At 43.4% G+C, this 13,876-nt stretch carries 14 protein-coding genes; 12 read left to right on the top strand and 2 right to left on the bottom strand.

Going from position 1 to position 13,876, the window contains the following annotated elements; all coding sequences use genetic code 11:
• Nucleotides 1-25: 25 nt before the first annotated feature.
• The 10 genes from msbA (at nt 26) to pyrF (ending at nt 9,252) form a co-directional block, all read left to right on the top strand.
• Nucleotides 26-1,774 carry a lipid A ABC transporter ATP-binding protein/permease MsbA gene (gene msbA / locus ACED59_RS07925; protein WP_029223805.1) on the top strand — a complete coding sequence of 583 codons (1,749 nt, stop codon included), beginning with the start codon at nt 26-28 and terminating at the stop codon, nt 1,772-1,774.
• Between the two features lie 14 nt (nt 1,775-1,788).
• Nucleotides 1,789-2,796, top strand: coding sequence for a tetraacyldisaccharide 4'-kinase (lpxK, locus tag ACED59_RS07920; protein ID WP_017096877.1), 1,008 nt, complete (start codon nt 1,789-1,791; stop codon nt 2,794-2,796).
• Complete coding sequence (locus ACED59_RS07915; protein WP_004736429.1) at nt 2,777-2,956, top strand: Trm112 family protein; 180 nt, start codon at nt 2,777-2,779, stop codon at nt 2,954-2,956. Before lpxK ends, ACED59_RS07915 begins: the two co-directional genes overlap by 20 nt.
• The gene (gene kdsB, locus ACED59_RS07910; protein ID WP_009847141.1) at nt 2,956-3,702 is read left to right on the top strand and encodes a 3-deoxy-manno-octulosonate cytidylyltransferase; all 747 of its coding nucleotides are present in this window, start codon (nt 2,956-2,958) and stop codon (nt 3,700-3,702) included. Before ACED59_RS07915 ends, kdsB begins: the two co-directional genes overlap by 1 nt.
• Before the next feature lie 278 nt (nt 3,703-3,980).
• Nucleotides 3,981-4,661 carry a (d)CMP kinase gene (gene cmk / locus ACED59_RS07905; RefSeq protein WP_009847140.1) on the top strand — a complete coding sequence of 227 codons (681 nt, stop codon included), beginning with the start codon at nt 3,981-3,983 and terminating at the stop codon, nt 4,659-4,661.
• A gap of 106 nt (nt 4,662-4,767) precedes the next feature.
• Nucleotides 4,768-6,438 carry a 30S ribosomal protein S1 gene (rpsA, locus tag ACED59_RS07900; RefSeq protein ID WP_012604398.1) on the top strand — a complete coding sequence of 557 codons (1,671 nt, stop codon included), beginning with the start codon at nt 4,768-4,770 and terminating at the stop codon, nt 6,436-6,438.
• 121 nt (nt 6,439-6,559) lie between these two features.
• Nucleotides 6,560-6,844 (top strand): integration host factor subunit beta, encoded by a 285-nt coding sequence (ihfB, locus tag ACED59_RS07895; RefSeq protein ID WP_010439923.1) that lies wholly within the window; start codon nt 6,560-6,562, stop codon nt 6,842-6,844.
• A 129-nt stretch (nt 6,845-6,973) separates the two neighbouring features.
• Nucleotides 6,974-7,246 carry a LapA family protein gene (locus ACED59_RS07890; protein WP_012604397.1) on the top strand — a complete coding sequence of 91 codons (273 nt, stop codon included), beginning with the start codon at nt 6,974-6,976 and terminating at the stop codon, nt 7,244-7,246.
• Between the two features lie 12 nt (nt 7,247-7,258).
• Nucleotides 7,259-8,434 carry a lipopolysaccharide assembly protein LapB gene (lapB, locus tag ACED59_RS07885; RefSeq protein WP_009848862.1) on the top strand — a complete coding sequence of 392 codons (1,176 nt, stop codon included), beginning with the start codon at nt 7,259-7,261 and terminating at the stop codon, nt 8,432-8,434.
• Nucleotides 8,435-8,556: 122 nt separating this feature from the next.
• The gene (gene pyrF / locus ACED59_RS07880; RefSeq protein ID WP_017096875.1) at nt 8,557-9,252 is read left to right on the top strand and encodes an orotidine-5'-phosphate decarboxylase; all 696 of its coding nucleotides are present in this window, start codon (nt 8,557-8,559) and stop codon (nt 9,250-9,252) included.
• Between the two features lie 107 nt (nt 9,253-9,359).
• Here pyrF and ACED59_RS07875 read toward each other — a convergent pair whose 3' ends face one another.
• Nucleotides 9,360-10,154, bottom strand: coding sequence for a tRNA-(ms[2]io[6]A)-hydroxylase (locus tag ACED59_RS07875; RefSeq protein WP_012604394.1), 795 nt, complete (start codon nt 10,152-10,154; stop codon nt 9,360-9,362).
• A 98-nt stretch (nt 10,155-10,252) separates the two neighbouring features.
• On the bottom strand, nt 10,253-11,017 hold the full coding sequence (locus tag ACED59_RS07870; RefSeq protein ID WP_009848859.1) for a hypothetical protein: 765 nt from the start codon (nt 11,015-11,017) through the stop codon (nt 10,253-10,255).
• A 322-nt stretch (nt 11,018-11,339) separates the two neighbouring features.
• Here ACED59_RS07870 and cysB point away from each other — a divergent pair, with 322 nt between their 5' ends.
• Both cysB and ACED59_RS07860 read left to right on the top strand, forming a co-directional pair.
• Entirely contained in the window at nt 11,340-12,314 is a 975-nt protein-coding gene (cysB, locus tag ACED59_RS07865) for an HTH-type transcriptional regulator CysB (protein ID WP_009848858.1), read from the top strand.
• Between the two features lie 169 nt (nt 12,315-12,483).
• Nucleotides 12,484-13,686, top strand: coding sequence for a methyltransferase (locus tag ACED59_RS07860; RefSeq protein ID WP_017096873.1), 1,203 nt, complete (start codon nt 12,484-12,486; stop codon nt 13,684-13,686).
• The last annotated feature ends 190 nt before the right edge of the window (nt 13,687-13,876 follow it).

The raw sequence follows: 13,876 nt of genomic DNA, 5'->3' as shown, positions 1-13,876 counted from the left end.
TATTGTGAGAAAATTAAGCGATTCTATGTCAACACAAACAGATGAAACTACCTGGGTCACATTTAAAAGACTTTGGACTTATATTCGACTATATAAGGCCGGCCTTGGTGTTGCGGTTATTGCGCTTATTATAAATGCTGTCACTGATACCTACATGATTTCCTTACTAAAGCCGTTACTTGATGAAGGCTTTGGTAATGCAGAATCTGACTTTTTACGTACGCTCCCTCTCATTATCTTTGTCATGATGTTCGTTCGTGGCATCAGTGGCTTTGTTTCAACTTATTGTTTGAGCTGGGTTTCAGGCAATGTGGTCATGGAAATTCGACGTAAAATATTCAGCCATTTTATGCATATGCCAGTTTCTTTTTTTGATAAAGAACAGACTGGTGCACTGCTATCTCGAATTACTTACGATTCAGAGCAAGTCTCTGCGGCAACCAGTAAAGCATTAGTCAGTATTGTCCGTGAAGGTGCAAGTATTATTGGCCTGTTGACGCTGATGTTCTGGAATAGTTGGCAGTTGTCTTTGGTGTTGTTCGCTGTCGCCCCTCTTGTCGCGTGGGCAATCAGTATCGTATCGAAGCGATTCAGAAAGATCTCTAAGAACATGCAAACCAGTATGGGTCACGTCGCCTCTTCTGCAGAACAAATGCTGAAAGGACATAAAGTCGTTCTAACGTATGGCGGACAAGATCTAGAAAAACACCGCTTTGACCAAGTTAGTAACCAAATGCGCCAACAAAGCATGAAGCTAATCACTGCTCAAGCGGCCGCTAACCCAATTATTCAGATGATTGCATCACTTGCAATCGTAGTTGTTCTATTTCTTGCTAGTGTTGATTCAATTAAAGCAGAGCTTACTCCTGGTACGTTCACTGTTGTGTTCTCGGCGATGTTTGGTTTACTACGCCCACTAAAAGCTCTGACTAATGTAACGTCTGAATTCCAACGTGGTATGGCAGCGAGTACGACCCTATTTGGTTTGATGGATCTAGATACGGAACAAAATAAAGGTACGTTGAAGCCTGAAACCGTAGCGGGTGAAGTCGAAGTAAAAGATGTAACATTTACCTACCAAGGTGCAGAGAAAGCAGCGCTTGATAAGGTCAGTTTTAATATACCGAAAGGCAAGACAGTCGCACTTGTCGGCCGTTCAGGTTCGGGTAAGAGTACCATTGCGAACCTGTTTACTCGTTTTTATGACGTAGACTCTGGCTCTATTGAGCTTGATGGTCACGACATTCGTGATTATGAATTAAGAAATCTACGTGAGCACTTCGCTCTTGTTTCCCAGAATGTGCACCTATTTAACGATACGGTTGCGAACAACATCGCTTACGCAGCTGAAGAACAGTATTCACGTGAACAGATCGAACACGCGGCTAAACTTGCGCATGCAAGTGAGTTTATCGAAAGCATGGAAAATGGCATCGATACGGTTGTTGGCGAAAATGGCGCGAGCCTTTCTGGCGGTCAAAGACAGCGTATCGCGATTGCACGTGCTCTATTGAGAGATGCACCTGTTCTGATCCTTGATGAGGCGACATCTGCATTGGATACCGAGTCAGAAAGAGCGATTCAATCTGCATTAGAAGAGCTGCAGAAAGACAAAACGGTACTTGTTATCGCACACCGACTTTCTACTATCGAGCAAGCTGATGAGATTCTTGTGGTTGATGATGGGCATATTGTAGAAAGAGGTGCACATGCCGAGCTCATCGCCCTTGATGGCGCTTATGCACAACTACACCGAATTCAGTTCAGCGGATAAGATTAGGTCTTGTTGTGATCGAAAAAATTTGGTTTAACAATCACCCATTAAAATACTTTCTCTGGCCGCTATTGTGGCCATTGAGTCTGCTGTTCAAAATGATCAGCGGTCAACGTCGTGATGCTTATCTATCGGGGAAAAAAGAGACCTATCGCCCGCCTTTACCCGTGATTGTTGTTGGTAATATTACCGCTGGCGGCAATGGCAAAACACCGGTTGTGATTTGGTTGGTAGAGATGCTTCAGGCTCATGGTTTTAAGCCAGGTGTTGTTTCTCGAGGTTATGGGGCGAAAGCACCAAACTATCCGTTAGTGTTGGATGAAAACACGCCAGCAGAGCACTCTGGTGATGAGCCTCGTTTGATTCGTAAGCGAACCGGTGTGCCTGTAGCGGTTGACCCTGTGCGCGCAAACGCAGTAAAGGCTTTGCTGAGCGAAGGGGTTAATGTCATCATCACTGACGACGGCCTTCAGCATTATGCACTTGAACGCGATATTGAATTTGCTGTTATCGACGGTGCGAGACGCTTTGGTAGTGAGTGCCTAATTCCTTTGGGGCCATTAAGAGAGCCAATATCTCGTTTAGATGACGTAGACTTTTTGGTTAATAATGGCGGTAAAGCGCGCGGGCGAGAGTTCTCGATGTCTTTGCTTCCAAGCCAAGCGGTTAACCTGAAGACGGGTCAGAAAAGGTCTGTGGCAGAATTACAGAAGCTGGTGGCTTTCGCTGGTATCGGTCACCCACCACGCTTTTTCAAAACATTGGAAGATCTTGATGGTGATGTGGTTTTCACACAGGGCTTCGCCGACCATCAAGATTTTGATAAAGATGAACTTCATGCCTTAGCTAAGAAAGGTATGAATCTGATTATGACAGAAAAAGACGCTGTAAAATGCGAAGAATATGCTCAAGATAACTGGTGGTATCTTCCAGTTTCTGCGCAGTTTGATGAAGATTCGCAACAGCAAATTTTAAAAAGAATAAAAGAGGTTATGGAATACTATGGATCACCGTCTACTTGAGATTGTTGCTTGCCCTGTATGTAAAGGTAAACTAACTTTTGACAAGGATAAGCAAGAACTTGTTTGTAAAATTGATCGCCTTGCTTACCCAATTAAAGAGGGTATTCCTGTTCTTTTAGAACCTGAAGCTCGCACCGTTTCAATGGATGAGGGTAAGTAATGTCTTATACGGTTGTTATACCTGCGAGATACCAATCGAGCCGTTTACCAGGGAAGCCACTGGCTGACATTGGTGGAAAGCCGATGATTCAATGGGTATACGAACAGTCAATGAAGGCGGGTGCCGATAACGTTATTATCGCTACCGACGACGCTCGAGTTGAAAAAGCGGCCAAAGCATTTGGCGCGACCGTTTGTATGACATCACCGAATCATGAATCAGGCACTGAGCGCCTCGCTGAAGTGATTGAAGTTATGAAGATTCCAGATGATCATATTATCGTGAATGTTCAAGGTGATGAGCCACTTATCCCACCTGCGATCATTAATCAGGTCGCGAACAACCTTGCGAACAGTACAGCTCCGATGGCAACACTCGGTGTGGAAATTACTCATGCTGACGAAGTGTTTAATCCTAACGCCGTAAAAGTTGTGACCGACAAAGATGGGTATGCCCTGTACTTTAGCCGAGCTACTATTCCTTGGGATCGCGATGCTTACGCGAACAATGGTACAGCTGCTGAATCTCCACTGCTTCGTCACATTGGCATTTACGCTTACCGTGCGGGTTTTATTAATACCTATATCAATTGGGAACCAAGTACCCTTGAGCGTATTGAGTGCCTAGAGCAGCTACGTGTACTTTGGTACGGTGAAAAAATCCATGTAGACGTTGCGGCAGAAGCACCTGCAGCTGGTGTTGATACGCCAGAAGACCTAGAAGCGGTTCGAGCTATTATTGGCTAAGCGTCTTTTAGCGACTACTTCTTTGCTCTACAAAAATGCAAAATCATGAGCCTTGCTTATCGCGAGGCTTTTTTATGCCTAAAGAGAAGCGGATGACAGCCTTATTTATCTAAGTTAATGGATATTGAGTTGGTTGCATGGGTTTCTGTAGCATCACCCCGGAATTATCTGAGATTTACCTCGCTCGACTTGCAAATTTTCTCTATAATATGCCGCCTATAAAGTAGTGGCGAATCGCTAGTACAGAATAAAACTTACGACAAAACGTGGAGTAAAAGATGCCTTCTCAAAGCCCAGTGATTACGGTTGATGGACCAAGTGGTGCAGGTAAAGGTACCCTGTGTATGTTACTAGCAGATAAGCTAGGCTTTCATCTTCTAGACTCAGGCGCGATCTATCGCGTATTGGCTTTAGCGGCAATTCACCATGGCGTGGATACTGAATCAGAAGATGCTTTAGTACCGCTTGCAACTCACTTAGATGTTCAGTTTATCGCTGAAGGTGAGCTAGTGAAGGTTATCTTAGAAGGCGAAGATGTGTCTGGTGAACTTCGTAAAGAAGAGACGGGCATGGCGGCTTCAAAAGTCGCTGCTTTACCTCGCGTTCGTGAAGCACTGTTACGTCGTCAACGTGCTTTTAGCGCAGCTCCTGGTTTAGTTGCAGACGGTCGTGACATGGGAACCGTTGTATTTGTTGAAGCTGAAGCGAAAATATTTTTAGATGCAAGTGCTGAAGAGCGCGCGAGTCGTCGCCTTAAACAGTTGCAACAGAAGGGGTTAGATGTTAAATTTGACGACCTTTTGAGCGAGATCCAAGAGCGAGACGATCGAGATCGTAATCGCCCAGTGGCGCCACTTCGCCCTGCAGAGGATGCTCTAGTGCTTGATTCCACCTCAATGAATATTGAGCAGGTAGTCGAAAAAGCACTACACTATATTGAATCGAAACTGGCTGGGTAATTTCGCCGAGCTAGTACGAACGTTGGTCGCAAGGATGATGACCGGCGAATTTATCAACCCCATGCGGTAGGATACCCATGGACGTTTAATTATTGAAGATTAAATAATGACTGAATCTTTTGCTCAACTCTTTGAAGAGTTTCTATCTGAAACTGAATTCCAACAAGGCAGCATCGTTAAAGGTACTGTAGTAGCTATCGAGAACGGTTACGTTCTTGTAGACGCTGGTCTTAAGTCTGAATCTGCTATCCCTGCTGAACAATTCAAGAACGCTGCTGGCGAACTTGAAGTTGAAGTTGGTGCTGAAGTAGACGTAGCTCTAGACGCTGTTGAAGATGGTTTCGGTGAAACTCAACTTTCTCGTGAGAAAGCTAAGCGTCACGAAGCTTGGATCGTACTTGAGAAAGCTTGTGAAGAAGCTGAAACTGTTGTTGGTATCATCAACGGTAAAGTTAAAGGCGGTTTCACTGTTGAACTTAACGGTATCCGTGCTTTCCTTCCAGGTTCTCTAGTAGACGTACGTCCTATCCGTGACACTGCTCACCTAGAAAACAAAGAGCTAGAGTTCAAAGTAATCAAGCTAGACCAGAAGCGTAACAACGTTGTTGTTTCTCGTCGTGCTGTTATCGAATCTGAAAACAGTGTTGAGCGTGACGAACTTCTTGAAACTCTACAAGAAGGTACTGAAGTTAAAGGTATCGTTAAGAACCTTACTGACTACGGTGCATTCGTTGATCTTGGCGGTGTTGACGGTCTTCTACATATCACAGATATGGCTTGGAAGCGCGTTAAGCACCCATCAGAGATCGTTAACGTTGGTGACGAAATCCTAGTTAAAGTTCTTAAGTTCGATCGTGAGCGCACTCGTGTTTCACTAGGTCTTAAGCAACTAGGCGAAGATCCATGGGTAGCAATCGCTAAGCGTTACCCAGAAGGTCACAAGCTTTCTGGTCGTGTTACAAACCTAACTGACTACGGCTGCTTCGTTGAAATCGAAGAAGGCGTTGAAGGTCTAGTACACGTTTCTGAAATGGATTGGACTAACAAGAACATCCACCCTTCTAAAGTTGTTAATGTTGGCGACGAAGTTGAGGTTATGGTTCTTGATATCGACGAAGAACGTCGTCGTATCTCTCTAGGTCTGAAACAGTGTAAAGCTAACCCATGGCAGTCATTTGCAGAAATGCAAGCTAAGGGCGACAAAGTTACTGGTAAGATCAAGTCTATCACTGACTTTGGTATCTTCATCGGTCTAGAAGGCGGTATCGACGGTCTTGTACACCTATCTGACATTTCTTGGAACGCTGCCGGCGAAGAAGCTGTACGTGAATACAAGAAAGGCGACGAAATCTCTGCTGTTGTTCTAGCAGTAGATGCAGAGCGTGAGCGTATTTCTCTTGGCGTTAAGCAAATGGAAAACGACCCGTTCAACGCATACGTTGCTGACAACAAGAAAGGTGTTCTTGTAAACGGTACTGTAACTGCAGTTGACGCTAAAGGCGCTACTATCGAGCTAATCGAAGGCGTTGAAGGCTACCTACGTGCTTCTGAAGTTTCTCGTGACCGTATCGAAGATGCATCTCTAATCCTAAGCGTTGGCGACAGCGTTGAAGCGAAGTTCACTGGTGTAGACCGTAAGAACCGCGTAATCAACCTATCTATCAAAGCTAAAGATGAAGCTGATGAGCAAGAAGCAATGGCTTCACTGAACAAGTCTGATGAAGGCGCGTTCGGTAACGCAATGGCAGACGCATTCAAAGCTGCTAAAGGCGAATAATAGCTTCTCATTAAGAGAATTATAGCTATCTAGCCAAGAAAGGAGCCGTAAGGCTCCTTTTTTTTTGCTTATTTTTCCTATAGGTCTATAATTTCTAAAAAGAAAACCAACGAGGGTAACTATGACTAAGTCTGAATTGATTGAAAGACTGTGCGCTGAGCAAACGCATCTTTCTGCAAAAGAAATTGAAGACGCTGTAAAAGACATTTTAGAGCACATGGCTTCAACACTAGAAAGTGGTGATCGAATCGAAATTCGCGGCTTTGGCAGCTTTTCTCTGCATTACCGTGAACCTCGTGTTGGACGTAATCCTAAAACTGGTGACAAGGTTGAGTTGGAAGGTAAATACGTTCCTCACTTCAAACCAGGTAAAGAGCTACGCGAACGAGTAAACTCAGGGTTGTAGGCTACTTATCGGAATTAAGAAAAGCGGCATACTATAATGTATGCCGCTTTTTTATGACCATAATATGGTGGTCTGATTAGTAATTTTCCTGCATAATCGTACAGCTAACTAATCAATGAGTGATGAACTATGAAAATTATAAAAATAGTCGCTGTTATCGCACTTTTCCTAATGGCACTGGCTTTAGGCTCTCAAAACCAAACAATTGTGAATTTCAATTATTTGCTAGCGCAAGGTGACTTCCACCTGTCAAGCTTGCTAGGTGTTGTATTCGTTTCAGGTTTTGCTCTTGCTTGGTTAGTCTTTGGAAATATGCACATGCGATCTCAACTAAAAATTCATCGCTTGAAGAAGCAACTCAATAAGCAATCAAAGCAGGTCGCTGCTGAAACTAAAGCTTAAAGGCCATATTTGATGTTAGAGTTACTGTTCTTACTTTTGCCCATCGCAGCCGCTTATGGTTGGTATATGGGTAATCGTAATGCTCAGCAAGAAAAACAAAAGCAATCACACCAGATCTCCCGCCAATACGTGACGGGTTTGAACCTATTACTGTCAGACCAATCTGACAAAGCGGTTGATCACTTCATTGAGTTACTTCAAGTAGACAATGAAACCATCGATACTCACTTGGCTTTGGGCAACTTGTTCCGCTCAAGAGGCGAAGTCGACCGCGCTATTCGTATTCACCAAAATCTTATCTCTCGGTCTGGGCTTACTCTCGATCAAAAAAACCTCGCATTGCAACAATTAGCTAAAGACTATACGGTCTCAGGCTTTCTTGATCGCGCAGAGAAAATTTTTGAACAGCTTGTAGAAGAGCCTGATCATAAAGAAGGCGCTTTACAGCAGTTGGTTGCCATTTATCAGCAAACGCGTGAGTGGAATAAAGCGATTCATTACGGGAATATCTTAGTTAAGCTGAGCAAGAAGAAAATGAAGACGCGTGCGATGGTTGCACACTTCTGGTGTGAGCTTGCGATGCAAGAACAAGCCGACGGCAACCGCCCTAAAGCGCTTCAGCACTTCAAGAAGGCCCTTTCAGAAGACCCTAAATGTGTTCGAGCCAGTATTGCTTTAGGAAAATTCTATTTAGCCAATGAAGATTATCACAAGACAATTACTTATTTGGAGTCAGTTCTCGAGCAAGATATCGACTTCATTAGTGAAGTCCTGCCAACGCTTGCTGAGTGTTACCACAAACTTGGACAAGAAGCGCAGTTGGTCGAGTTCCTTAAAGCGTGTATTCAGAAGAAAGCCGGTGTTTCCGCTGAGTTGATGCTGGCTCAACTCGTTGCCGACCATGAAGATGTTGGCTCTGCTCAAGAGCTACTGACAAAGCAGCTTGTTAAAAACCCAACCATGAAAGGTTTTTATCGATTAATTGATTATCACCTAGAGGAAGCGGAAGAAGGTAGAGCCAAAGACAGCTTAACAACGCTTCAATCTATGGTTGGTGAACAACTCAAGGTTAAGCCTCATTACCGATGCCGTCAGTGTGGTTTCTCAACTCACTCAATGTATTGGCACTGCCCTTCATGTAAGGGGTGGGGAACGATCAAGCCTATTCGTGGGCTTGATGGTGAATAGATTTGTGGTCATTTTAAGACCAAATTATTAATTGCAGCTTTCGGGCTGCATTTTTATGACTGTTATTTATGGCCTGATTGGTATAAATATTTTGTAGAAAGTTAACTGCGTTAGGAGATGAAATGAACGACCAAAAAATCATTGTAGCATTGGATTATGATAACCAAGCGGATGCGTTAGCCTTTGTCGATCGTATTGACCCAGCATCTTGCCGCCTAAAAGTTGGCAAAGAGATGTTTACTCTGTTTGGCCCTGAATTTGTTCGTGAATTACATAAACGTGGTTTCTCTGTGTTTTTGGACCTTAAGTTCCACGATATCCCGAACACATGTTCAAAGGCGGTACGTGCTGCCGCTGAGATGGGCGTGTGGATGGTGAACGTGCACGCGAGTGGTGGCGAGCGTATGATGACGGCTTCTCGTGAAATTTTGGAACCATATGGTAAAGATCGTCCATTGTTAATCGGTGTGACGGTACTAACCAGTATGGAGCAATCTGACTTAGCGGGTATCGGTCTGGATCTAGAGCCACAGCAACAAGTGATGCGCTTAGCGTCTTTGACTAAAAACTCAGGCCTAGACGGTGTTGTATGTTCTGCACAAGAGGCTTCTTTGCTCAAAGGTGCACTTGGTCAGGAGTTCAAACTAGTAACTCCAGGTATTCGTCCTGTAGGAGCTGATGTTGGTGACCAGAAGCGTATCATGACCCCTTCTAAGGCGATTCAAGCCGGCTCAGACTACTTAGTTATCGGTCGTCCAATTACTCAAGCAGCGGACCCTGCATCAGTACTTGCTGAAATCAACGGCACGCTAGCTTAAGCTTATCATTAAGTCGTAATTCCAATAAAGAAGGCCAGCAATTTGCTGGCCTTCTTATAGGTGTACTAAATACAGAATTGGTCTGGAGTAGACTTGTTCTAAACGGCTTAAACCGGAGCGCCACTATGAAACTTAAAGTCGCTGTCTTCTGAAGTGATAAGTTCTGCTTCAACTTGCGCAAAATGAGCAATACGCTCAGAGATATCTTTCCCTGCGATTTGTTCCGCGAGTTCAAGATAGTCTTGATAGTGACGAGCTTCTGAACGAAGTAGAGATACGTAAAACTTTTCCATGTCTTCTTCTAAGAAAGGAGCCAGTTTAGCAAAGCGTTCACAAGAGCGAGCTTCAATAAATGCACCAATAATAAGCTTATCAACCAGAGCATCAGGTTCGTAAGTTTTAACTTGCTTGATTAAACCTTTAGCGTAGCGGCCCGCCTCGATCGGTTGATAAGTCACGCCTTTTTTTACCATCAATTCCATCACTTGGTAGAAGTGATGCAGCTCTTCTTTGATCAGCAATACCATTTTATCGATCAAGTCAGCACCGTAATTACAGCCTTCTTTCGCTGTAATTTGCTTTGATACATTACTTTTACCACGTAGAGACTCCAAGTCTCCAATACGACGGTAAGCAAATTGCTCGTAGGGCAAAATCCACTCATTCAGTTGCTTCGCGCTTTCTTTATCTACCGCATATTTACGGATAAGGAACAAAGCACTTTGAGCTGCTTTAAGTTCACAAAGCATGTGATCGCGTAGAATGATATGAAGGTTTTCAGGCTTCTTGGCTTCATCTATCCATGAATCTGGCGTTTCAGCTTTAAGAAAAGAGTGTATAGGGGCTAATAATTCTTGATACATGGTAAGGGCAAGTTTGTTGATAATGCGGGATTTTATCACAGCTTAAGAGATCCCCCTATACGGAGAAAGGAAATTCCACAGGTACAAAAAAGGCCGCTAATTTAAATAGAGCGGCCTTTAAGTGTTGAGTTAGAGCGTTACCATTTTTTCTTCTGACCGAATAGAGCATCCATGTCATCTTCACGCTCTTTCGATTCCATCTGCTGTAAATCTTCTGCGTTTTTATTTAGGCGCTTCTGATCAAGATCGTCAAGCATCTGTTGTAGCTTGTCTTTCGCTTGATTGGAGTATGCGTCGTTTTTAGTGGCTAATGCATCGATGCCTTTGCGCAACAGTTGAATCGCTGTGCCAGGCTGTCCACGAGATATCGAGTCATTTGCACGTTTGATAACATTCTCGATGTTGATGCGAATTTGGATTGTTTCTAAGCGAGCGTTTTCAACCACAAAAGCTTGAGTATTAAAACGTCCTTTATTGTGCTCGTTACGAACCGTGTCACGCAAGCGTTTAACTAGCTTAAGCATCATGATTGCTTGTTTGTCACTACTAGGCATGCGAAAAGCGGTGCTTTCGCCCCCTTGGTGGTTCTCTTTAAGCTGCGTGATTTGTTGCTTTACGCTTTCGATGCGTTGGGCAAGCTGCTTATTTTTAGGATCGAGTTCATACATATTAACTAATGCATCAAGAATTCGATTGTTTAAGCATATAAGAAGATCTTGGCTAAACGGCATGTGGTGAGCATTGCCAATTAACTCTTCTGTTCCATCTATAATGGTTAGATAACGAGAAGCTTCCTGTTTCTTCGTTGTTTCTACCTTAACTTTGTATTGAAGCATGATGTTGTAGCCTAAAACCAACACCAAAAGCACGGCTACCAAGGCGATTATTAAACCAATATTCATATATTTGTGTCTGCTTATTGTTTTCTATAGCTAACTAGAGAGGATACACGATTCCATTGTGTATAGGCACTTGTAAATTACAATTTTTGATTATCTCTTGTTGAGCGCAATCGGCAATCAAAATTTACTAACTAATGTGTGAGAATGAGGAGTGGCTTACAAAGCGTCAGTGATGTTTTTATTTGTTACGCTTTAAAAGCTCGATATTTCTGTCATTTTAGTTCTCGAAGCGTTATAACTATTAATTATATTACACGAGACTATAACGCTCTATTTGCAAATAAGTTAGCGCAGAAATGAGTAAAGGATTACGAGGTTAGATATGAAGTTACAGCAACTGAAGTACATTGTTGAGGTTCTAAACCATAACCTAAATGTTTCAGCGACAGCAGAGAGTTTGTACACATCTCAGCCCGGCATAAGTAAACAGGTTAGATTACTTGAAGACGAGCTAGGCATTCAAATATTTGAGCGTAGCGGTAAGCATTTAACTCAGGTTACACAAGCCGGTGAGGATATTATTCGTATCTCTCAAGAGATTTTGGCTCGTGTTGAGAGTATTAAAGCGGTTGCGGGTGAGCACACTCATCCTGAGATGGGCACATTGAATATTTCAACCACTCATACTCAAGCTCGTTATGCACTCCCTGATGTGATTAAAGGTTTCACGGCGCGTTATCCAAAAGTGTCGCTTCACATGCATCAAGGCACGCCAAGCCAGATGTCAGAAGCGGTAGCTAAGGGTACAGCGAACTTTGCGATTGCAACGGAAGCGCTACACCTTTATCAAGATGCAATTATGCTGCCTTGTTATCATTGGAACCGTTCGATCGTGGTAACGAAAGATCACCCTCTTGCACAGAAACGAAATATCTCGATTGAAGATCTTGCCGCTTATTCTCTCGTGACTTATGTATTTGGTTTTACTGGCCGTTCCGAGCTGGATACAGCATTTAACAAAGTAGGCTTAACACCGCGTGTTGTGTTTACCGCGACGGATGCTGATGTGATTAAAACTTATGTTCGGATGGGGATCGGGGTGGGTGTAATTGCAAGCATGGCGATTGACCACGAGCAAGATACAGACTTGGTTGCTATTGACGCGAGCCATCTATTTGGTGCTAGCACCACAAGTATTGGCTTTAGAAAAGGCACTTTCCTGCGTTCTTACATGTTTGACTTTATGGAGCGTTTTGCACCGCACTTAACTCGCCCAGTAGTTGAGCAAGCTATTTCTTTGAAATCGAATGAAGAGATCGAAGAGATGTTTAAAGACATCGACTTACCCGTTCGCTAAGGGTCATAGTCTTACCTAGATTCCCAATTCGGCCTGTTTACAGGCCGTTTTCATTTAAGCTCATTTGTGGTTTTATTGCTGGTAGGTTGTCTTTATACAACCTCAATTTGTAACCTTCCTTTCCATTTAGGCCTCTTACCCCTACAATCATCGCACCATAGGGGGAAGCATGCATTCACGATTCAAAATACTCGATTCATTTTTGCTAGAGCACCAGATTTACTGGCGTTCAGAGCCTTTTCACCTATGCCAAACTCACGATCAGCCATGGACAGACGTGAACCTTCCACTTGTCGATTGGTTAGATGGTTTGAGTATTGAACGCATTCAAACGCTAAAAGAACAGCCTCAAGTTCTGATTTCGGAACTTATGCGTTTTCTCCCAGAGTTAGGGAATGCCAATCAACACATCCAGTTTGATAATTCGGCTTTAGTTGGGCTTGATCTTCCGCGCGGTACTGCCGATGGTATCCCCGGCAGAAAGCTGCAACAAATTGTCGCGATGGGAGAGGCTTCATTAAAAGAGCATCATGGTAAAGAGTGGCTTGAATGGTGTTCTGGCAAAGGCTTTCTCGGTCGAATCTTATCTCAGCAATCAGATCAAAAGGTCACTAGCTTTGAGTGGCAACAGTCACTGTGTGAAAGCGGGCAAAAGATTGCAGATGACCAGAAACTAGAGATGGACTTTGTTCAAGGTGACGCGTTTTCAAAAGATGCAGATCGGGTGTTTAACTCAAATCAACATGCTGTTGCTCTTCACGCTTGTGGTGATCTTCATGTTGAATTAGTGAAGAAATCTGTTTCACATGGGCTTCCTGCAGTCACCATTTCTCCATGTTGCTACCATCTTATTCGCGATGAAAGCTACCAAGCGATGTCATCCGTTGCGAAAAGCTCAGCATTAACGTTGAGCAAGAGCGACTTAAGAATCCCGCTTCAAGAAACCGTCACTGGTGGTGAAAGAGTAAAAAGACACCGTCAGTCAGAAATGAGTTACCGATTAGGCTTTAGCCAACTACTTAAGGGTGAGCTTGGTGTCGACGAGTACATTCCTGTACCAAGCATCAAGAAATCGGAGCTATCCGAAGGCTTTGAATCATTTTGTTGCTGGGCATCTGAAGTGAAAGATATATCGCTGGGTTCAGATATTGATTTTGACTCTTATTTAATTCAAGGCGAAGCGCTTTTCTGGGAAATGGAAAAGCTGAGTTTAGTTCAACAAGTCTTTAGAAGACCTTTAGAGATATGGTTGGCCTTAGATCGTGCCATTTATCTGCAAGAACAAGGTTATCAAGCTTCGATTGAAGAGTTCTGCGAACGTAGTGTAACGCCAAGAAACCTATTGATTCATGGGGTTAAGATCGAGCGCTAGCGGTAAACAGCACTTGTATGTGTTTTTGCGATCTAAAATCATGAATGCAAAATAAAGCTATAAATACAAAAAAGTGATAAATACAAAAAAAGCCAGCGCGACATTATGTCGTACTGGCTTTTTGTTTAATGTGTCTGAATTAATTGAACGCTTCAACGAGAAGGTTATTGCGTTCAGTTAGTCATTACAT

The organism is Vibrio sp. FF266 (assembly GCF_041439695.1).
GTDB classification, from domain to species: Bacteria; Pseudomonadota; Gammaproteobacteria; order Enterobacterales; family Vibrionaceae; genus Vibrio; species Vibrio tasmaniensis_A.
Note: the sequence above shows the minus strand (reverse complement) of the source record. Positions and strands in the feature narration are given on the sequence as shown.

Bases quoted from the DNA above. Each gene is read 5' to 3' on its own strand.
- msbA (WP_029223805.1), top strand. From the start codon at position 26: ATGTCAACACAAACAGATGAAACTACCTGGGTCACATTTAAAAGACTT.
- ACED59_RS07915 (WP_004736429.1), top strand. From the start codon at position 2,777: ATGGATCACCGTCTACTTGAGATTGTTGCTTGCCCTGTATGTAAAGGT.
- kdsB (WP_009847141.1), top strand. From the start codon at position 2,956: ATGTCTTATACGGTTGTTATACCTGCGAGATACCAATCGAGCCGTTTA.
- cmk (WP_009847140.1), top strand. From the start codon at position 3,981: ATGCCTTCTCAAAGCCCAGTGATTACGGTTGATGGACCAAGTGGTGCA.
- rpsA (WP_012604398.1), top strand. From the start codon at position 4,768: ATGACTGAATCTTTTGCTCAACTCTTTGAAGAGTTTCTATCTGAAACT.
- ihfB (WP_010439923.1), top strand. From the start codon at position 6,560: ATGACTAAGTCTGAATTGATTGAAAGACTGTGCGCTGAGCAAACGCAT.
- ACED59_RS07890 (WP_012604397.1), top strand. From the start codon at position 6,974: ATGAAAATTATAAAAATAGTCGCTGTTATCGCACTTTTCCTAATGGCA.
- lapB (WP_009848862.1), top strand. From the start codon at position 7,259: ATGTTAGAGTTACTGTTCTTACTTTTGCCCATCGCAGCCGCTTATGGT.
- pyrF (WP_017096875.1), top strand. From the start codon at position 8,557: ATGAACGACCAAAAAATCATTGTAGCATTGGATTATGATAACCAAGCG.
- ACED59_RS07870 (WP_009848859.1), bottom strand. From the start codon at position 11,017: ATGAATATTGGTTTAATAATCGCCTTGGTAGCCGTGCTTTTGGTGTTG.
- cysB (WP_009848858.1), top strand. From the start codon at position 11,340: ATGAAGTTACAGCAACTGAAGTACATTGTTGAGGTTCTAAACCATAAC.
- ACED59_RS07860 (WP_017096873.1), top strand. From the start codon at position 12,484: ATGCATTCACGATTCAAAATACTCGATTCATTTTTGCTAGAGCACCAG.